Source organism: Vibrio sp. MOR3, from assembly GCF_001557775.1.
Lineage (GTDB): Bacteria > Pseudomonadota > Gammaproteobacteria > Enterobacterales > Vibrionaceae > Vibrio > Vibrio jasicida.
The window spans coordinates 455808-469948 of sequence record NZ_LNRD01000003.1; the positions used below are offsets into that span (position 1 = coordinate 455808).

Genomic DNA, 14141 nt, shown 5'->3' on the forward strand with positions numbered 1-14141 from the left:
GCCCACTGTACTGCGGGCGATTAGTTTACTTTATCCTCAGCCGGATGTCTTTCTACTAAAGAAGCATTTTCCGAAAATGACTCTGTCTGCGCCAACTGAGCAAGATCTGGCGAGATTGGACGTTTTACTTCCACTCCTAGTTGCTTAAAGCTTTCCGCTTGACGGATCACGTTGCCTCGCCCTGTTGCTAGCTTATTCATTGCGCCTTGGTACGTTTGGTTGGCTTTGTCTAGTGCACCGCCCAGCCCTTCCATATCATCAACAAACAAACGCAGTTTGTCGTACAATTTTGCCGCTCGTTCAGCGATCAACTGAGCGTTTTCATTTTGGCGTTCGTTACGCCACAAGTTATCTATCGTACGTAGCGCCACCAGCAAAGTGGTAGGGCTGACCAAAATAATGTTTTGCTCCATCGCGTCTTTGACCAAGCTCGGGTCAGCTTGTATCGCCACTTGAAATGCAGGTTCCACCGGAATAAACATCAGTACGTAGTCTAGGCTCTGAATGCCTTTTAGCTGATGGTAATCTTTAAGGCTCAAGCCTTTGATGTGCGCGCGCAGCGCGGCTAGGTGATCGCTCAGCGCCTGATCTCGTTGAATGTCGTTCTCTGCGTTGAAGTAGCGCTCGTACGCCACCAGCGCCATTTTCGAATCGACCACCACTTGTTTGTTTTGCGGTAAGTGAACTATCACATCCGGCTGATAGCGCTTGCCTGCTTCGTTTTGCAAGCTCACCTGAGTTTGGTACTCGTGCCCTTCACGCAAACCAGATTCTGCCAATACACGAGCCAGAACCACTTCACCCCAGTTGCCTTGCTGCTTGTTGTCACCTTTCAAAGCTTGAGTCAGATTGACCGCTTCTCGGGTCATATGCTCATTCAAACGTTGCAGGTTCTTCAACTCATGCACCAAGGTGTGACGCTCTTTGGCTTCTTGGCTAAAGCTGTCGTTGACTTGTTTCTTGAACCCTTCCAGTTGCTCTTTGAGTGGAGACAGCAAACCTTCCAAACTCTGACGGTTTTGCATGTCGACTTTGGCGGTTTTCTCTTCAAACAACTGATTCGCTAGGTGTTCAAATTGCTGCTTCAAACGCACTTCTGCTTGCTCAAGAATTTGCAGTTTTTCAGCATTGGCTTGGTTGATTTGTTCGTGTCGCGCTTGCTGCTCACCAAGCTGGGTTTCAAGACGCGATTTGTGTTCACGCATCTGTCCTAGCTCATCAAAATACTGCTGACGCTCTTGCTTCACCGCTTCGAAATAGCGCAGCTTTTCCATCGCGGCCATCAATTTACCGTGAGTTTGGCGCACTTCGAATGCTGCTTTGTCGCGCTCGTCATCAAGCTCATCGAGTTCTTGCTGTGCTTCGGCAAGGCTTTGCTTCACCTGTTCAAGTTGTTGTTGATGAAGCTGTTTTTCAGAGGAGAGCTGTTGTTCGAGCAATTGAGTTTGCGTGGCAAAGCGTTGTTTAACCCACCAACCCACTGCAACACCGCTGATGGTCGCGGTAAAAAGAGAAGACAGAATGAGAGATTGATACTCAAGAATCCATTGCATAATAGCGAGTTAGCCTGTGTTTTTTATCTTTAATAATGGTATTTACATACTGGATAAATGTCCAGTTTGTTGGATGAAAAATCCTCGCATACACTAGGCGCTCCGTACAACATACTCACCCAAGCTCAAATCAGCATCAATGAGCAGCACTTCATCACACAGAGGTATCATGAACGAGCGTCGCGCCCTAGGATTTGGGCTATCAGCGGTATTACTTTGGTCAACAGTAGCGACCGCATTTAAATTGACTTTGGCGGAATTCACACCGATTCAGATGCTTACCATAGCGAGTATTGTTTCGGCTATCGCACTTATCACTGTGTGTGGTGCACAGGGCAAGCTCAACCAGTTGGGTAACACATTTTTATCTAACCCTTGGTATTACCTATTGCTTGGTTTGATTAACCCACTGGCTTATTACCTGATCTTATTCAAAGCTTATGACTTGCTACCTGCGTCTCAAGCACAAGCAATTAACTACAGTTGGGCAATCACCCTTACCTTAATGGCGGCGGTTTTCTTGGGTCAGAAAATCCGAGGTAAAGACTGGATCGCTTGTGGTTTTAGTTACCTCGGCGTGATTGTGATTGCGACTAAAGGTAATGTGTTAGGAATGGATTTTGAAAGCCCACTGGGTGTTGGCTTGGCATTACTTTCGACCCTGCTTTGGGCAAGCTACTGGATTCTTAATACCAAAAACAAAGCCGACCCTGTGGTAGGTGTCTTACTTGGCTTCTTGGTTGCGATTCCATTTGCGATTGGTTTAAGTGTTTATGAAGGCGCGAATTGGGGCCAAATCACAGCCAAAGGCTGGGCAGCAGTGACTTATGTCGGCTTGTTTGAAATGGGCATCACCTTTGTATTGTGGTTATCCGCACTCAAACTGACCGAAAATACCGCGCGTATCAGCAACCTAATTTTCGCTTCACCATTTATCTCTTTAATGCTGCTTGCCACCATCATTGGCGAAGACATTCATCCATCCACTTTGATTGGCTTGGTATTGATCATCAGCGGCTTAGTCATTCAGCAAGTGAAGTTTGGCAGAAAGCAAAAAAAAGCGAATACTGCCCAGTAGTCATATCCGAAACTATTGCAAAAATGAGACGGGATTTATAAAAAAGAGAGCTAGCTAACAGTTTACTCGATTAATGAAGTGTTCCTTGCTTGGATTTGTTCGGGCTTTGGATACGATATAGCCAAAGCCCGATATGAACGTCTAATCAGATGTTAACAACACAAATCCAAGGGCGCTCAGGATGCTTTATTAACTATGTTTCGCTTCGCTATCTCTCCTGCATTGATGACAGACTGGAAACTCGCTCTGCAACAGTGCTGTGATGCCACTAAGGCGCACGGTCAGCTCTATAAATTTAGCTACACTCATCAATGGCGATTGAGTGAAGTCGCCACATCACCGCAGCACCACCGCGAAATTGTAGCGATTTTAGATATCGCGACCGACCGATTCCGACCTGCTCACTTCGATGCTGAACAAGTTTCCTTTGAGTCACAAACATTAAGCTACTGCCCTGTTTGGTTGCCCAACGGAAAATTGTTTGCAGCTCTGGCTTTGGTTCATCCAAACCAACAGAAGCAAACGGTGGCGGCTTGGTTAAGCGCCATCGCTGGACGAATTAGCTTTGACATAAGCCAAACCTACCTTAAAGAACAACAGCGCCATCAAGTTCAATTGCCAGAATCGCTGCCGACCCTGCAAGAGTTCATCGATTGTTTAGAAGATCATACGTGGATAAAGAGTACCGACGGTCGCTATGCCATGACCAATCGCAGCGTGGAAAACTCATGGCAAATGACCGGCAGCGACATTGTTGGCAAGAATGACTTTGAATTGTTCAGCAGCAAACGAGCTAAGAAGTTCATCGACACCGACCAATTAGTGATCGCGACAGGCAGCCAAAACACCGTTGAAGAATGCACCCTGATAGATGACAACAACAACCCCACTTGGCTTGAAACCATCAAATCGCCGATCCGAGATCACAGTGGTGAATTAATTGGTATTTTGGGGATGACAAGAAACGTCACACGCCGAAAAATGGTCGAAACTCAGCTCTCACTCGCATCGAAAATCTTCGACAACTCCCATGAAGGTATGGTGATTACTGACCGCAAAGCGAACATCCTCGATGTAAACAGTGCCTTTACTCATATTACAGGCTATGCAGCCGAAGAAGTGATTGGTAAGAACCCTAATATTCTGCGCTCAGGGCATCATGATGGAGCCTTTTACAAGACACTTTGGCACCAATTGGAAACCAAAGGCCAATGGAAAGGCGAATTCATCAACCGCAAAAAAGATGGCAGCATTTACCCGCAATTAGCCACTATCAGTGCGGTGATGGACGATAAAAATCATCTGATAAACTACATCTGCGTGTTCGAAGACATCTCAGTACGTAAAGCGCACGAAGAAAAGCTGCAACGCATGGCATTTTATGACCCACTAACAAACCTTCCCAACCGAACACATCTGATTAGCCTTCTCGAGCAACACATTGAAAGTGGACAAAAGCACGACCACGCCTTTGCAACGTTATTCCTCGACATTGACCATTTCAAACACATCAACGACAGCATGGGGCACTTCTGTGGTGATCAATTACTAACGAAACTCGCAGAACGCTTTCAAGAAGTCCTACATTTACGCGCGCACATTGCACGAATAGGCGGTGATGAGTTTGTCATCATATTGCCGAATATCGACTCTGAATCACAACTTATCGACACCATTGAAGACATTCTTAGCTTATTCAATCGACCTTTTGAAGTCAGTAAAAACGAAGCGTTACGCATCTCCACCAGCGTGGGCGTAGCACGTTACCCGCAAGATGGCCAAGACAGCGAAACCTTGTTGAAGAATGCAGACACCGCTATGTACTTGGCGAAGAAAAACGGTCGAAATGGCTACGCATTTTACTCTCCAGACTTAACAGATAAGTCGGTCACTCATGTCAGAATGCAATCGGCCTTGCATGAAGCCATCGAGAAAAACCAACTGCATTTGGCATACCAACCGCAGTACAACCTCAGTGAGAACGAGTTGGTTGGCGTCGAAGCATTACTGCGCTGGCAGCACCCAGAGCTTGGGGTTATTTCTCCGGCAGACTTCATTCCAATTGCAGAAAAAACAGGCCTTATTCAAAGCATTGGAAAATGGGTACTTGAACAAGCATGTTTACAAGGGCGAGCTTGGCTAGATAGCGGCATTGATTTTGGTAAGCTCGCGGTTAACGTATCGGCACTCCAACTTCAGCAATCCGATTTTATTACTAAGCTGGGCGTCATTCTTAAAGAGACAAAATTCCCAGCTCATCGTTTAGAGTTAGAAATCACCGAAAGCTTCTTATTAATAGATCCACAACAAGCGATCGCATCACTTAACTTACTACGCGAGTTAGGTATTGAGATTTCTTTGGATGACTTTGGTACTGGTTATTCGTCATTGTCGTACTTGAAAGGCTTACCAATCAATAAGCTGAAAATCGACCGTTCTTTTGTTAGCGATCTACCAAGCAACACCGACAGCAACGCGATTGTGAATGCCATCATCGCCATGGGCCAAACCCTATCACTTAAGGTAGTCGCGGAAGGCATCGAAACCGACGAACAAGCACAATACCTATATGAGCACGGCTGTATCTACGGGCAAGGCTTCCGTTTTAGCGCCCCAGTTCGCGCCGAGAAGTTGTTCAAATAAAAAGACCGAGCACTGACTCGGTCTTTCACTTTCTCCACAAATGGTTACTTCCCAGAACAACGCGCCCATTTTTAGTTATACAAAATTTTTTTTACTTACCTGCATCCAATCGACTGTTTCTCTCGTCTCTTATCCGCTTGTTTCCATTAATGGTTAGGAGAAAACATGAAATATCACATAATCGCGGCAGGACTGACCGCTCTGCTCACTAGTACTTCAACACTTGCGTCACCACTGCTCGACCCAAGCATTATCCATAAACCAAACGATGGAGAAATCAATATCTATGGCCCAGGAGGCCCCGACACCGCTCTTCGTCATGCCGCAGAAGCTTTCAGTAAAAAAAGTAAGGTGACGGTAAACGTGATCGCTGGGCCTGAATCAAAGTGGACGAAAGACGCACAGCAAAATGCTGATCTAATCTTTGGATCCTCGGAACAATCCATGAGTGCTTTTGTTGAAACCTACCCCTTTATTACCGATCAAGATGTAGAGCCAGTGTACTTGCGCCGTGCAGTGATTGCGGTCCCAAAGGGGAACCCAAAAAATATCAACGGGATTAAAGACCTACTCGAAAAACCAGCACGAATAGTCGTGACTGAAGGTTTAGGTGTTTACAACACTTCCGGTACAGGCGTTTGGGAAGACGTCGCAGGGCGCACAGGTTCACTGGCTGACGTACAGAACTTTCGCAAAAAAATCATTGCTTACGCCAAAGGCAGCGGAGCAAGTTTCAAAGCTTTTCAACAGCAAAAGGCTGATGCGTGGATCACTTGGATTCACTGGCCACTCAACCATGCCGATAAAGTCGACTATGTAGAAATTGAGCCAGAAAGACGTATCTACCGAGATCTCACCCTAGCAAAGGCAAAAGGTGCAGATCCACAAACTCAAGCTTTCATTGATTTCGTTAACAGCAATGAGGGAGAAACCTTTTTCACTCGCGAAGGTTGGACTCGTTAATAAGGAAAATGACCGTGAAAAAACTATTATTTTCGGCATTACTGGTCACCTCAACTAGTTTTGCTGCGCCAACAACAACTACGTCAGTTGGAGAGGTATACACCGATGCCTCAGGCAAATCACTTTATACCTTTAGCAAAGATCCAGTTGGAAAATCTGTATGTACTGACCAATGTGAGAAGTTATGGCCGCCTGTTCTTGTAACCGCACAATCCAGCAAGCACTTCGGTACGCAAGCAGACTTCAGCCAAATAACAAGAGAAGACGGCAACAAACAATGGGCTTTGAACGGAAAGCCACTTTATCGCTGGCTTAAAGACTCTCAGAAAGGAGAGATCACAGGTGCGGGCATCAAAGGCGTTTGGCCGCAAGCCCGAGCGGATGATGTCACCATCAGACTGTTCAATGATGGTAAGCAACGTTATCTGGTCGATAGCCATAATAAGACTCTTTATACCTTTGATAAAGACAAGACAAACCAATCCGTTTGCTACGATGATTGCGCCTCCAAGTGGCCACCTGCTCTTGTGGATACAGAGGTAACTCAAAAGGGGATAGAAAATCTAAAGCTGACGGGGGGATTTGGTGTGACTCAGCGCAACGACGACTCATATCAATGGACATATCACAACAAACCACTTTATCGTTGGATAAAAGACCAAAAGCCCGGCGACACTAGCGGCAATGGCGTAAAACAAGTCTGGCACATTGTAGAACAATAATGGGGAAAGCGTGAACACCGATAAACATAAGATAGGTTTACTGCTTTCCCAAGTAGCGCTTCGAGATCAAGCTGCGTTCGAAGCGCTATACCAGTTGACTAGTACCCGGCTTTTCAACGTTATCCTCGGCGTCGTTAAAGACGAACACGTTGCAGCAGATATACTCCAAGAGGGGTTTGTAAAGCTCTGGCACAAAAACCAGCAATATCCAGTAAATCACCCTTGGGCTTGGTTATGCCAAAGTATGAGAAACCTCGCTATAGATGAAATTAGAAAGCGGAACAATCGAGGGGAAGAACAACTGGTAAAGCCACCAGAAGAGGTCGCGCTTGAAGTAACATCTGACTCAGGAACCAACTTATCATATTGCCTAAACTCGCTCGCTGAAGAAAAAAGGAATGCGATTATCTTGGCCTATCAGCACGGGATGAGTCATCAAGAGATCGTCCACCATGTGAGCACTCCACTTGGTACAGTGAAATCGTGGATTCGCCGAGGTTTACAGGAGCTAAAACGATGCCTAACCAATTAAAAAACGCACGTTATCAAAATCAAGAGCTAAGAGATAAACTTGCCGGCGAATACGTTCTGGGAACATTAACGCCACTCGTACGAAAGAGATTGGAAACGCTCATGCGATCAGATCCCACTTGGTGGGAACACATCGACCTTTGGCATCAGCATTTGTCTAACTTAAACCCAGCAGTCAACATGGCACATTCTGAAGGCAACTTGAAACCTCCGCCACGCCAAGTATGGAAAAACATCGCATCCCAAACAATCAAACCACCGAAGCAGACTCAAACTATGCGTTGGTGGTGGATCCCTATTAGCATGGCTTTTTCTCTGCTCATAGGGTTGTCGCTACAACCTTTTGTATCACCAACCTCGCAACCAACAGAAATCGCACAGGTGCGCCCTATTAGTTACTTAGCCATGATGTCTTCTGAGAGCCAAAAAGACCATTTTGCTTTGGTCGCCTATCAAGGAGAAAAGCCTGGGCAATCAAGCATCCGCATGCAGCGAAATCGTGCGATGGCGAAAGTACCTATGGATAGAGCAATGGTGTGGATGAGAGATGGAAATACCGGTGAGCTCAAACTCATTGATAGCCTAGAAAATGTAAATAACGTCCGCTATATGTCGCCAACTGAGTGGCAAACGCTTAAAAACAGTTCTGAACTGCTAGTGACCGCTAATCGCGACCCAAACAGTGAGATTTTATATCGAGGCCGTTGTGTAGAACTAAGCAACCCGCCAACAAGCAAAGCATCATGAGCCCTTAGGTTTCGGCAAAGTCTAATGTGGTATTGAACAACAGCGATGGTCTTCATTATGAGCCCATCGCTGTTGCGTATAAATTGTTAACTACACCCACTGCCCAGCGACAAAGCCGCTCGACCAGCACCATTGGAAGTTATAGCCACCTAACCAGCCGGTTACGTCCATCACTTCACCGATGAAGTACAAGCCTTTGATGTTCTTACATTCCATGGTTTTTGAAGACAGGTGATCAGTATCTACGCCGCCTAGGGTCACTTCTGCAGTGCGGTAACCTTCCGTACCGTTTGGTGCTACTGCCCAGCTCTCTAAACGCTCAACGATGGTCGTCATCTCTTTCTGGTTCAACTGCTTAAGTGGTTTGTCTGCTAATTCTTTACGTTCAATCAACACTTCAACCAAACGCTTTGGTAGCACTTTTGCTAGCGTGTTCTTTAGGGATTGGTTCGGATGCTTCTCGCGACTGCGTTCTAGTAGTTCAGCGATGTCGTCGTTTGGAACGAGGTTAATCGTCACCTTTTGACCCGCTCTCCAGAACGAAGAGATTTGTAGTACCGAAGGGCCCGACAAGCCGCGGTGGGTAAACAGCAACGCTTCTTTGAACATGGTGCCGTCTTGCGCGGTGATTTCTGCTGGAATCGCAATGCCCGATAGCTCAGCAAAATCTTCTTTGTCTTCTTTATGCAGCGTAAACGGTACTAGACCTGCCGTAGTAGTAATCACCGGAAGCTCAAACTGCTCAGCAATCTTGTAGCCAAATGGCGTCGCACCCAATTTAGGCATCGACAGGCCGCCCGTCGCTACCACCAAAGATTCACATTCGATGTTTTCAGTACCAGCATGCAGACGGAAACCCGCATCGGTTTTCTCAATCGAATGTACATCACATTGGTAGCGTTGTTGGATGTTTGGCATATCGCATTCTGCTAGTAGCATTTTAACGATGTCTTTTGCAGTAAACACATCAACACAGAATAACTGTCCATGATCGCGCTCTTCAAACTCAATGCCATGCTTGCTGACCATCGAGATAAAATCCCAGTTGGTGTACTGCGATAGCGCCGATTTCACGAAATGTGGGTTTTGACATAAGTAGTTGCTCGCTGAGACGTCGTAGTTAGTGAAGTTACAACGACCACCACCTGAGATAAGGATTTTACGTCCTGGCTTTTTTGCATGATCCAGTACGAGCACATTGCGTCCACGTTTGCCGGCTTCTGCCGCACACATCAAACCTGCCGCACCTGCGCCAATTACAACAACATCAAATTTCTTACTCATTGGTAACGCTCAATTACTTATTTAAATTGGTTTATACCCAAGTAACCTCGAGATGCTTGGTTCAGCGAGGATGACTTGGTTTGTAGACGCGGCGGCGATTTAAAGGTTTAGTGGGTCTAAATCAAAAATCGACAACAAAGTATACAAACCAAGGCAACTCGCCCTTCGGGAGCGTGTCATTGACCCGATTTCTACGTCAAACAACTTGGAAAGAGCTGGCTATTACGCTGCGTTGTTTTCCTTGAAGTCAAATCAATGACAATGCTCTGAACTCTGCATCTTGAAGTCACTTGGGTATATAAGTCCACAAATAAAAAAGGATGTGCTCATTGCACATCCTTGCTTTCTGCGGGCGCTATTCTAACGACAAATGTCGAATGGGAAAAGCGCTTAAATTCCAAGCACTGCTTGATGACCTAGAGAATAAAGGCCCCCAGTAGGGTCACACCGAGTAAAGCGGTCGATAAAATGAATAATCCGCGAACCCTTTCACACTTGCCAGTAAAGACTTCGTCATGATGATGGTCGTACTCTTTACTTTTGATGTAATGGAACAACCTCACTTGTTTAGTGACATTGCCATGGGTGGTGAAAAATCCATTGCCATCCACCTGCTGATAAAGCAAAGGATGCGCTTCACGCATGATGTAAATAAGAGAACGAAGAGCGGTGAGATAACGGACCATATTAACTCCCGTCACCACCATTAGCGCAAATAAGATTGTGTCTCCACTGATCATCTTTTCCTCCCTACATCTTCAATGATGCTCAAGAGAAAAAGACGATCAATGCTTCGTCCTTTACCCGCTACTTAGCGCGTTGAGAACGCGTTATGCAGCTGGAGCATCCATAATTGAAGATGAACCTTCTTTTGCCATTTGTGCCAGATCTTTGTCAATGAAGAACAATGCTTTGCCGTCTTCACCTACCAATTCGATCTTATCTAAAATCCCTTTAAACAACTTCTCTTCTTCGTGCTGTTCAGCCACGTACCACTGCAGGAAGTTAAACGTTGAGTAGTCTTGGCTTGTAAATGCAACATGCGCCAATTTGTTGATTCTTTCCGTGATCATTTGCTCATGTTCGTAGGTTTCACGGAAAACATCGCCTAGGCTTGCGAAATCATGCTTAGGAGCTTCAATTGCACCTAGGATTGGCATTGAGCCGGTTTCGCTTACATAAGTGAAAAGACGTTGCATGTGCTCCATTTCTTCTACGGCGTGTGCACGTAAAAATTCAGCCGCACCTTCAAAACCTTTGTCTTCACACCAAGCACTCATTTGTAAGTATAGATTGGATGAGAAAAATTCTAGGTTAATTTGCTCATTCAATTGTTCAACCATAGTTTGAGACAGCATGTTAACTCCTATTAATGTGCATGCAATATACCCAAGTAACCTCGAGCTGAGCAGGCTCAGCGAGGATGATTGGTCTAAAGTCACTTGGGTATAACCCACTATAACATGATTACTGAGGCAAGAGTTTGTACCCACGATATTGATATGAGATCACTTCAGCAAAATTATCTGACACTTAGTGCTAATCTGACACTATGACCTTATCAAGGAGATATCAATATGAGTTATAAACACATACTTGTGGCAGTCGACCTTTCAGACGACAGTAAAGTATTGATTAAGAAAGCCGTATCACTGGCTAAGCCTCTTGATGCGAAAGTCTCTTTCATTCATATCGATGTGAATTACGCCGAGCTTTACACGGGTCTTATCGATATCAATATGGCCGAGGCACAACATCAAGCGATGGAAGCATCCCGTACACAGCTGGCCAATTTTGAAGAGTTCGCAGAATACCCAATTACGCATACTTTAGTGGGTAGTGGGGATCTGAATAATGAGCTGTGCGATACCATTCAAGACTACAACATCGATTTGGTCGTTTGTGGGCACCACCAAGATTTCTGGAGCAAGATTCTGTCCTCGACGCGTCAACTTATTAACTGCTCGCCTGTCGATATGCTGGTCGTACCGCTAAAAGACTAATTTGGATTGGCGCAACGATAAAACTTGGTTAGACTGCGGGCACCTTTGTTGTTGATAAAGATTCTCATCTATTATGGCTTATCTATCCGCAGTTACCCTACTTTGGGCATTCTCATTTAGCCTGATCGGCGTTTACCTTGCCGGTCAGGTCGATTCTTGGTTTTCTGTCTTCATGCGTGTCGCACTGGCGAGCGTCGTGTTCATACCTTTCTTAAAATTCCGTGGCGTAAGCAAATCTCTGATTGCGAAATTGATGATCGTTGGTGGCTTCCAACTCGGGTTAATGTATTGCTTCTACTACCAATCTTTCTTACTCCTTTCTGTACCAGAAGTGCTGTTGTTCACCGTATTTACCCCTATTTACGTCACCTTGATTTATGACTTTTTGAAAGGCCGTTTCTCGCCTTGGTATTTGGTCACAGCAGCAATTGCAGTACTGGGTGCTGCGTGGATTAAATTTGCAGGCATCAATGAGAACTTCTTGATCGGCTTCTTGGTCGTACAGGGCGCCAATTTGTGCTTTGCTATTGGCCAGGTAGGTTATAAATACATTATGGAAACCGAACCTGTGGAATTGCCACAGCACACAGTATTTGGTTACTTCTATTTAGGGGCATTGTGCGTAGCGACCGTCGCCTTTGCTTTGATGGGCAACTTAGACAAGATGCCGACAACAGCAACGCAATGGGGCATTTTGACTTACCTTGGTTTAATTGCATCAGGCTTTGGTTACTTTGCGTGGAACAAAGGGGCAACCATGGTCAACGCAGGTGCACTTGCGGTAATGAACAATGCGTTAGTTCCAGCAGGTTTGATAGTGAACATTGTCATTTGGAACCGTGATGTTGATGTAATGCGACTCGCCATTGGCGGCGCGATCATCATGCTGTCGCTGTGGATTAACGAGACTTGGGTGAAGAAGCGCGTAGAGATGAGTTACGCCAATAAGTAACACATCGATCCCAACAAACATTCCAACAATAAAAAACGCTCTCCAACTGGAGAGCGTTTTTTATTTGTTGATTCGATTAATGCATTTTGGCTTGCGAGCTTGCACTCATCAACGCAGTGGATGGCGTTGGTAACAATACTTCTAGCTTGGCATTACGCGCTTCAAGCTTGCGCTGACGTTTGAGCAATTTTTGCTGCTTTTTGGCTAACTTAAGCAACTTCTTTTGCTGCTTATAGTGTTTCTTAACCGCCTTCTTCGCCTTTTTCAGCGCTTTTTTATCTGACAAATCAAACATAGCTGGCGTCTCTAGCTGGGTAGTTGCGGCTGCGACTTTCGCTGCCAATTTTTTCTCTTTAACTCGTTCCACTACGCGCTTAACGATCGCCGCTTTTTCAATATTTTGCTCAGCCGTCATCATAATAGGTGCCTCTTGAGCAAGAGAATGACTTGGCAACGCTTCTGCCAATAACCCACAAGCTTGTTGTTCGGCAATTGGTTTATCTTGGCAACTCTGAGGAGGAATCGCAGCAGGCTTACACAAAGAATCTTTTGACGCAGAAGAGCGGGCACAAGAACGACAAACGAATTTAGGCGCAACCACCAAGCGGTGAATATCACCCAAACTCTCAGCGATTTGCTTTCGGCTCATCTTACATAAACGTTTCGCCATGCTACTACTCCAGCTATCTAGTTTCTGACTATCAGCGACTGCATCAAACAAAGTGTAATAATAATAATTCTTAGTTAGATATACAGTCAGAGTACCGAATTAGCAAGAGAAAAGTATCAATAAGCTGAGCAAACGCCAGATACAAATACAGCGCCAAATCGGGCGCTGTAAGAAGAAGTTTTTTATTGTCAGTCGTTTAGTTGAATTACGCCATAGACGCCTTCACATAGACATCGAAACGATTCTTTTTGGTCTCAATCGCCATGCTTGGTTTTTGTTCATCTAACCAGTTGGCGTAATCAGGGCGCTTCACCACCACACGTTTGTTCGCCAATGCCATTGCTGGTGCCAGCAAGCCATCTGCATCAAGGTCGGCACCCACCAACGATTGAAACACACGCATCTCTTTCTTCACGAGTGCCGATTTCTTTTTGTTCTCAGGATGAGGGTACATTGGATCAAGGTAGACTACATCTGGCTGCACGAAGTCTTTGTCTTGCGCTAATTGGTCGAGGGCGTCATGACTAGAAGCGTGGATCAGCGACATACGCTCTGACACCCAAGCACCAATTTCTGGATCGTGCTTCGCGCGAGCCAAGCCATCATCCAGCAACGCTGCTACCACAGGGTGACGTTCCACCATTTGGACTTTGCAACCTAATGACGCCAAAACGAATGCATCACGACCCAAGCCGGCCGTGCCATCTAGAATGGTTGGTGTTGCTCCTTTATTTAGACCCGCCGCTTTTGCGATCGCTTGCCCTTTACCGCCACCGAACTTACGGCGATGCCCCACTGCACCACCAATCAAATCAACAAAGATCGCACCCAGCTTTGGCTCGTCCACTTTACGTAGCTCTAAACGATCTGTCGTTAGAACTAAAGCAAAGTCACTGTCGTCTGTGTGAGAAAGCTGCCAACGCGCAGCGAGTTCATCAAGGTGAGACTGTTGAGATGGGTCTTCACAAATCAATTGCAGTTGCAAAAGGAGGCTC

14 protein-coding genes are annotated in these 14141 nt (G+C 45.7%); 8 read left to right on the forward strand and 6 right to left on the reverse strand.

Going from position 1 to position 14141, the window contains the following annotated elements; genetic code table 11:
- Window positions 1-20 precede the first annotated feature (20 nt).
- Entirely contained in the window at window positions 21-1553 is a 1533-nt protein-coding gene (gene rmuC / locus ATB76_RS09460; protein ID WP_061035068.1) for a DNA recombination protein RmuC, read from the reverse strand.
- Window positions 1554-1722: 169 nt separating this feature from the next.
- Here rmuC and ATB76_RS09465 point away from each other — a divergent pair, with 169 nt between their 5' ends.
- The 6 genes from ATB76_RS09465 to ATB76_RS09490 all read left to right on the forward strand — a co-directional run bounded on the left by ATB76_RS09465 (window position 1723) and on the right by ATB76_RS09490 (window position 8237).
- Complete coding sequence (locus ATB76_RS09465; RefSeq protein WP_045399501.1) at window positions 1723-2631, forward strand: DMT family transporter; 909 nt, start codon at window positions 1723-1725, stop codon at window positions 2629-2631.
- A 195-nt stretch (window positions 2632-2826) separates the two neighbouring features.
- Complete coding sequence (locus tag ATB76_RS09470; protein WP_061035069.1) at window positions 2827-5274, forward strand: EAL domain-containing protein; 2448 nt, start codon at window positions 2827-2829, stop codon at window positions 5272-5274.
- Between the two features lie 165 nt (window positions 5275-5439).
- Complete coding sequence (locus ATB76_RS09475; protein WP_061035070.1) at window positions 5440-6237, forward strand: substrate-binding domain-containing protein; 798 nt, start codon at window positions 5440-5442, stop codon at window positions 6235-6237.
- A 14-nt stretch (window positions 6238-6251) separates the two neighbouring features.
- The gene (locus ATB76_RS09480; protein WP_061035083.1) at window positions 6252-6959 is read left to right on the forward strand and encodes a hypothetical protein; all 708 of its coding nucleotides are present in this window, start codon (window positions 6252-6254) and stop codon (window positions 6957-6959) included.
- 10 nt (window positions 6960-6969) lie between these two features.
- Window positions 6970-7491: a sigma-70 family RNA polymerase sigma factor gene (locus tag ATB76_RS09485; protein ID WP_061035071.1), complete on the forward strand. Its 522-nt coding sequence runs from the start codon at window positions 6970-6972 to the stop codon at window positions 7489-7491.
- The gene (locus tag ATB76_RS09490) at window positions 7476-8237 is read left to right on the forward strand and encodes a hypothetical protein (RefSeq protein WP_038869979.1); all 762 of its coding nucleotides are present in this window, start codon (window positions 7476-7478) and stop codon (window positions 8235-8237) included. Before ATB76_RS09485 ends, ATB76_RS09490 begins: the two co-directional genes overlap by 16 nt.
- A 90-nt stretch (window positions 8238-8327) precedes the next feature.
- Here the strand turns inward: ATB76_RS09490 and ATB76_RS09495 are convergent, their stop codons facing one another.
- The 3 genes from ATB76_RS09495 to ftnA form a co-directional block, all read right to left on the reverse strand.
- Window positions 8328-9521 (reverse strand): NAD(P)/FAD-dependent oxidoreductase, encoded by a 1194-nt coding sequence (locus ATB76_RS09495; RefSeq protein ID WP_061035072.1) that lies wholly within the window; start codon window positions 9519-9521, stop codon window positions 8328-8330.
- 416 nt (window positions 9522-9937) lie between these two features.
- Window positions 9938-10261, reverse strand: coding sequence for a universal stress protein UspB (gene uspB, locus ATB76_RS09500; protein ID WP_038869975.1), 324 nt, complete (start codon window positions 10259-10261; stop codon window positions 9938-9940).
- A gap of 90 nt (window positions 10262-10351) precedes the next feature.
- The gene (gene ftnA / locus ATB76_RS09505; RefSeq protein WP_038869973.1) at window positions 10352-10879 is read right to left on the reverse strand and encodes a non-heme ferritin; all 528 of its coding nucleotides are present in this window, start codon (window positions 10877-10879) and stop codon (window positions 10352-10354) included.
- Between the two features lie 219 nt (window positions 10880-11098).
- Between ftnA and uspA the strand changes: the two genes are divergently transcribed.
- Window positions 11099-11524 (forward strand): universal stress protein UspA, encoded by a 426-nt coding sequence (gene uspA / locus ATB76_RS09510; protein ID WP_038869971.1) that lies wholly within the window; start codon window positions 11099-11101, stop codon window positions 11522-11524.
- A gap of 73 nt (window positions 11525-11597) precedes the next feature.
- A complete protein-coding gene (locus tag ATB76_RS09515) occupies window positions 11598-12476 on the forward strand; it encodes a carboxylate/amino acid/amine transporter (protein WP_038869969.1) in 879 nt (292 codons plus the stop codon).
- A 76-nt stretch (window positions 12477-12552) separates the two neighbouring features.
- On the opposite strand, the gene ATB76_RS09520 is transcribed toward ATB76_RS09515, so the two are convergent.
- Together ATB76_RS09520 and ATB76_RS09525 are read right to left on the reverse strand one after the other, a co-directional pair.
- Complete coding sequence (locus ATB76_RS09520) at window positions 12553-13146, reverse strand: hypothetical protein (RefSeq protein WP_045399507.1); 594 nt, start codon at window positions 13144-13146, stop codon at window positions 12553-12555.
- Between the two features lie 205 nt (window positions 13147-13351).
- Window positions 13352-14131, reverse strand: coding sequence for a class I SAM-dependent methyltransferase (locus ATB76_RS09525; protein WP_061035073.1), 780 nt, complete (start codon window positions 14129-14131; stop codon window positions 13352-13354).
- Between the last annotated feature and the right edge of the window lie 10 nt (window positions 14132-14141).

Excerpts from the sequence above, each read along its gene's own strand:
- rmuC (WP_061035068.1), bottom strand. The coding sequence starts at position 1,553 with ATGCAATGGATTCTTGAGTATCAATCTCTCATTCTGTCTTCTCTTTTT.
- ATB76_RS09465 (WP_045399501.1), top strand. The coding sequence starts at position 1,723 with ATGAACGAGCGTCGCGCCCTAGGATTTGGGCTATCAGCGGTATTACTT.
- ATB76_RS09470 (WP_061035069.1), top strand. The coding sequence starts at position 2,827 with ATGTTTCGCTTCGCTATCTCTCCTGCATTGATGACAGACTGGAAACTC.
- ATB76_RS09475 (WP_061035070.1), top strand. The coding sequence starts at position 5,440 with ATGAAATATCACATAATCGCGGCAGGACTGACCGCTCTGCTCACTAGT.
- ATB76_RS09490 (WP_038869979.1), top strand. The coding sequence starts at position 7,476 with ATGCCTAACCAATTAAAAAACGCACGTTATCAAAATCAAGAGCTAAGA.
- ATB76_RS09495 (WP_061035072.1), bottom strand. The coding sequence starts at position 9,521 with ATGAGTAAGAAATTTGATGTTGTTGTAATTGGCGCAGGTGCGGCAGGT.
- uspB (WP_038869975.1), bottom strand. The coding sequence starts at position 10,261 with ATGATCAGTGGAGACACAATCTTATTTGCGCTAATGGTGGTGACGGGA.
- ftnA (WP_038869973.1), bottom strand. The coding sequence starts at position 10,879 with ATGCTGTCTCAAACTATGGTTGAACAATTGAATGAGCAAATTAACCTA.
- uspA (WP_038869971.1), top strand. The coding sequence starts at position 11,099 with ATGAGTTATAAACACATACTTGTGGCAGTCGACCTTTCAGACGACAGT.
- ATB76_RS09515 (WP_038869969.1), top strand. The coding sequence starts at position 11,598 with ATGGCTTATCTATCCGCAGTTACCCTACTTTGGGCATTCTCATTTAGC.
- ATB76_RS09520 (WP_045399507.1), bottom strand. The coding sequence starts at position 13,146 with ATGGCGAAACGTTTATGTAAGATGAGCCGAAAGCAAATCGCTGAGAGT.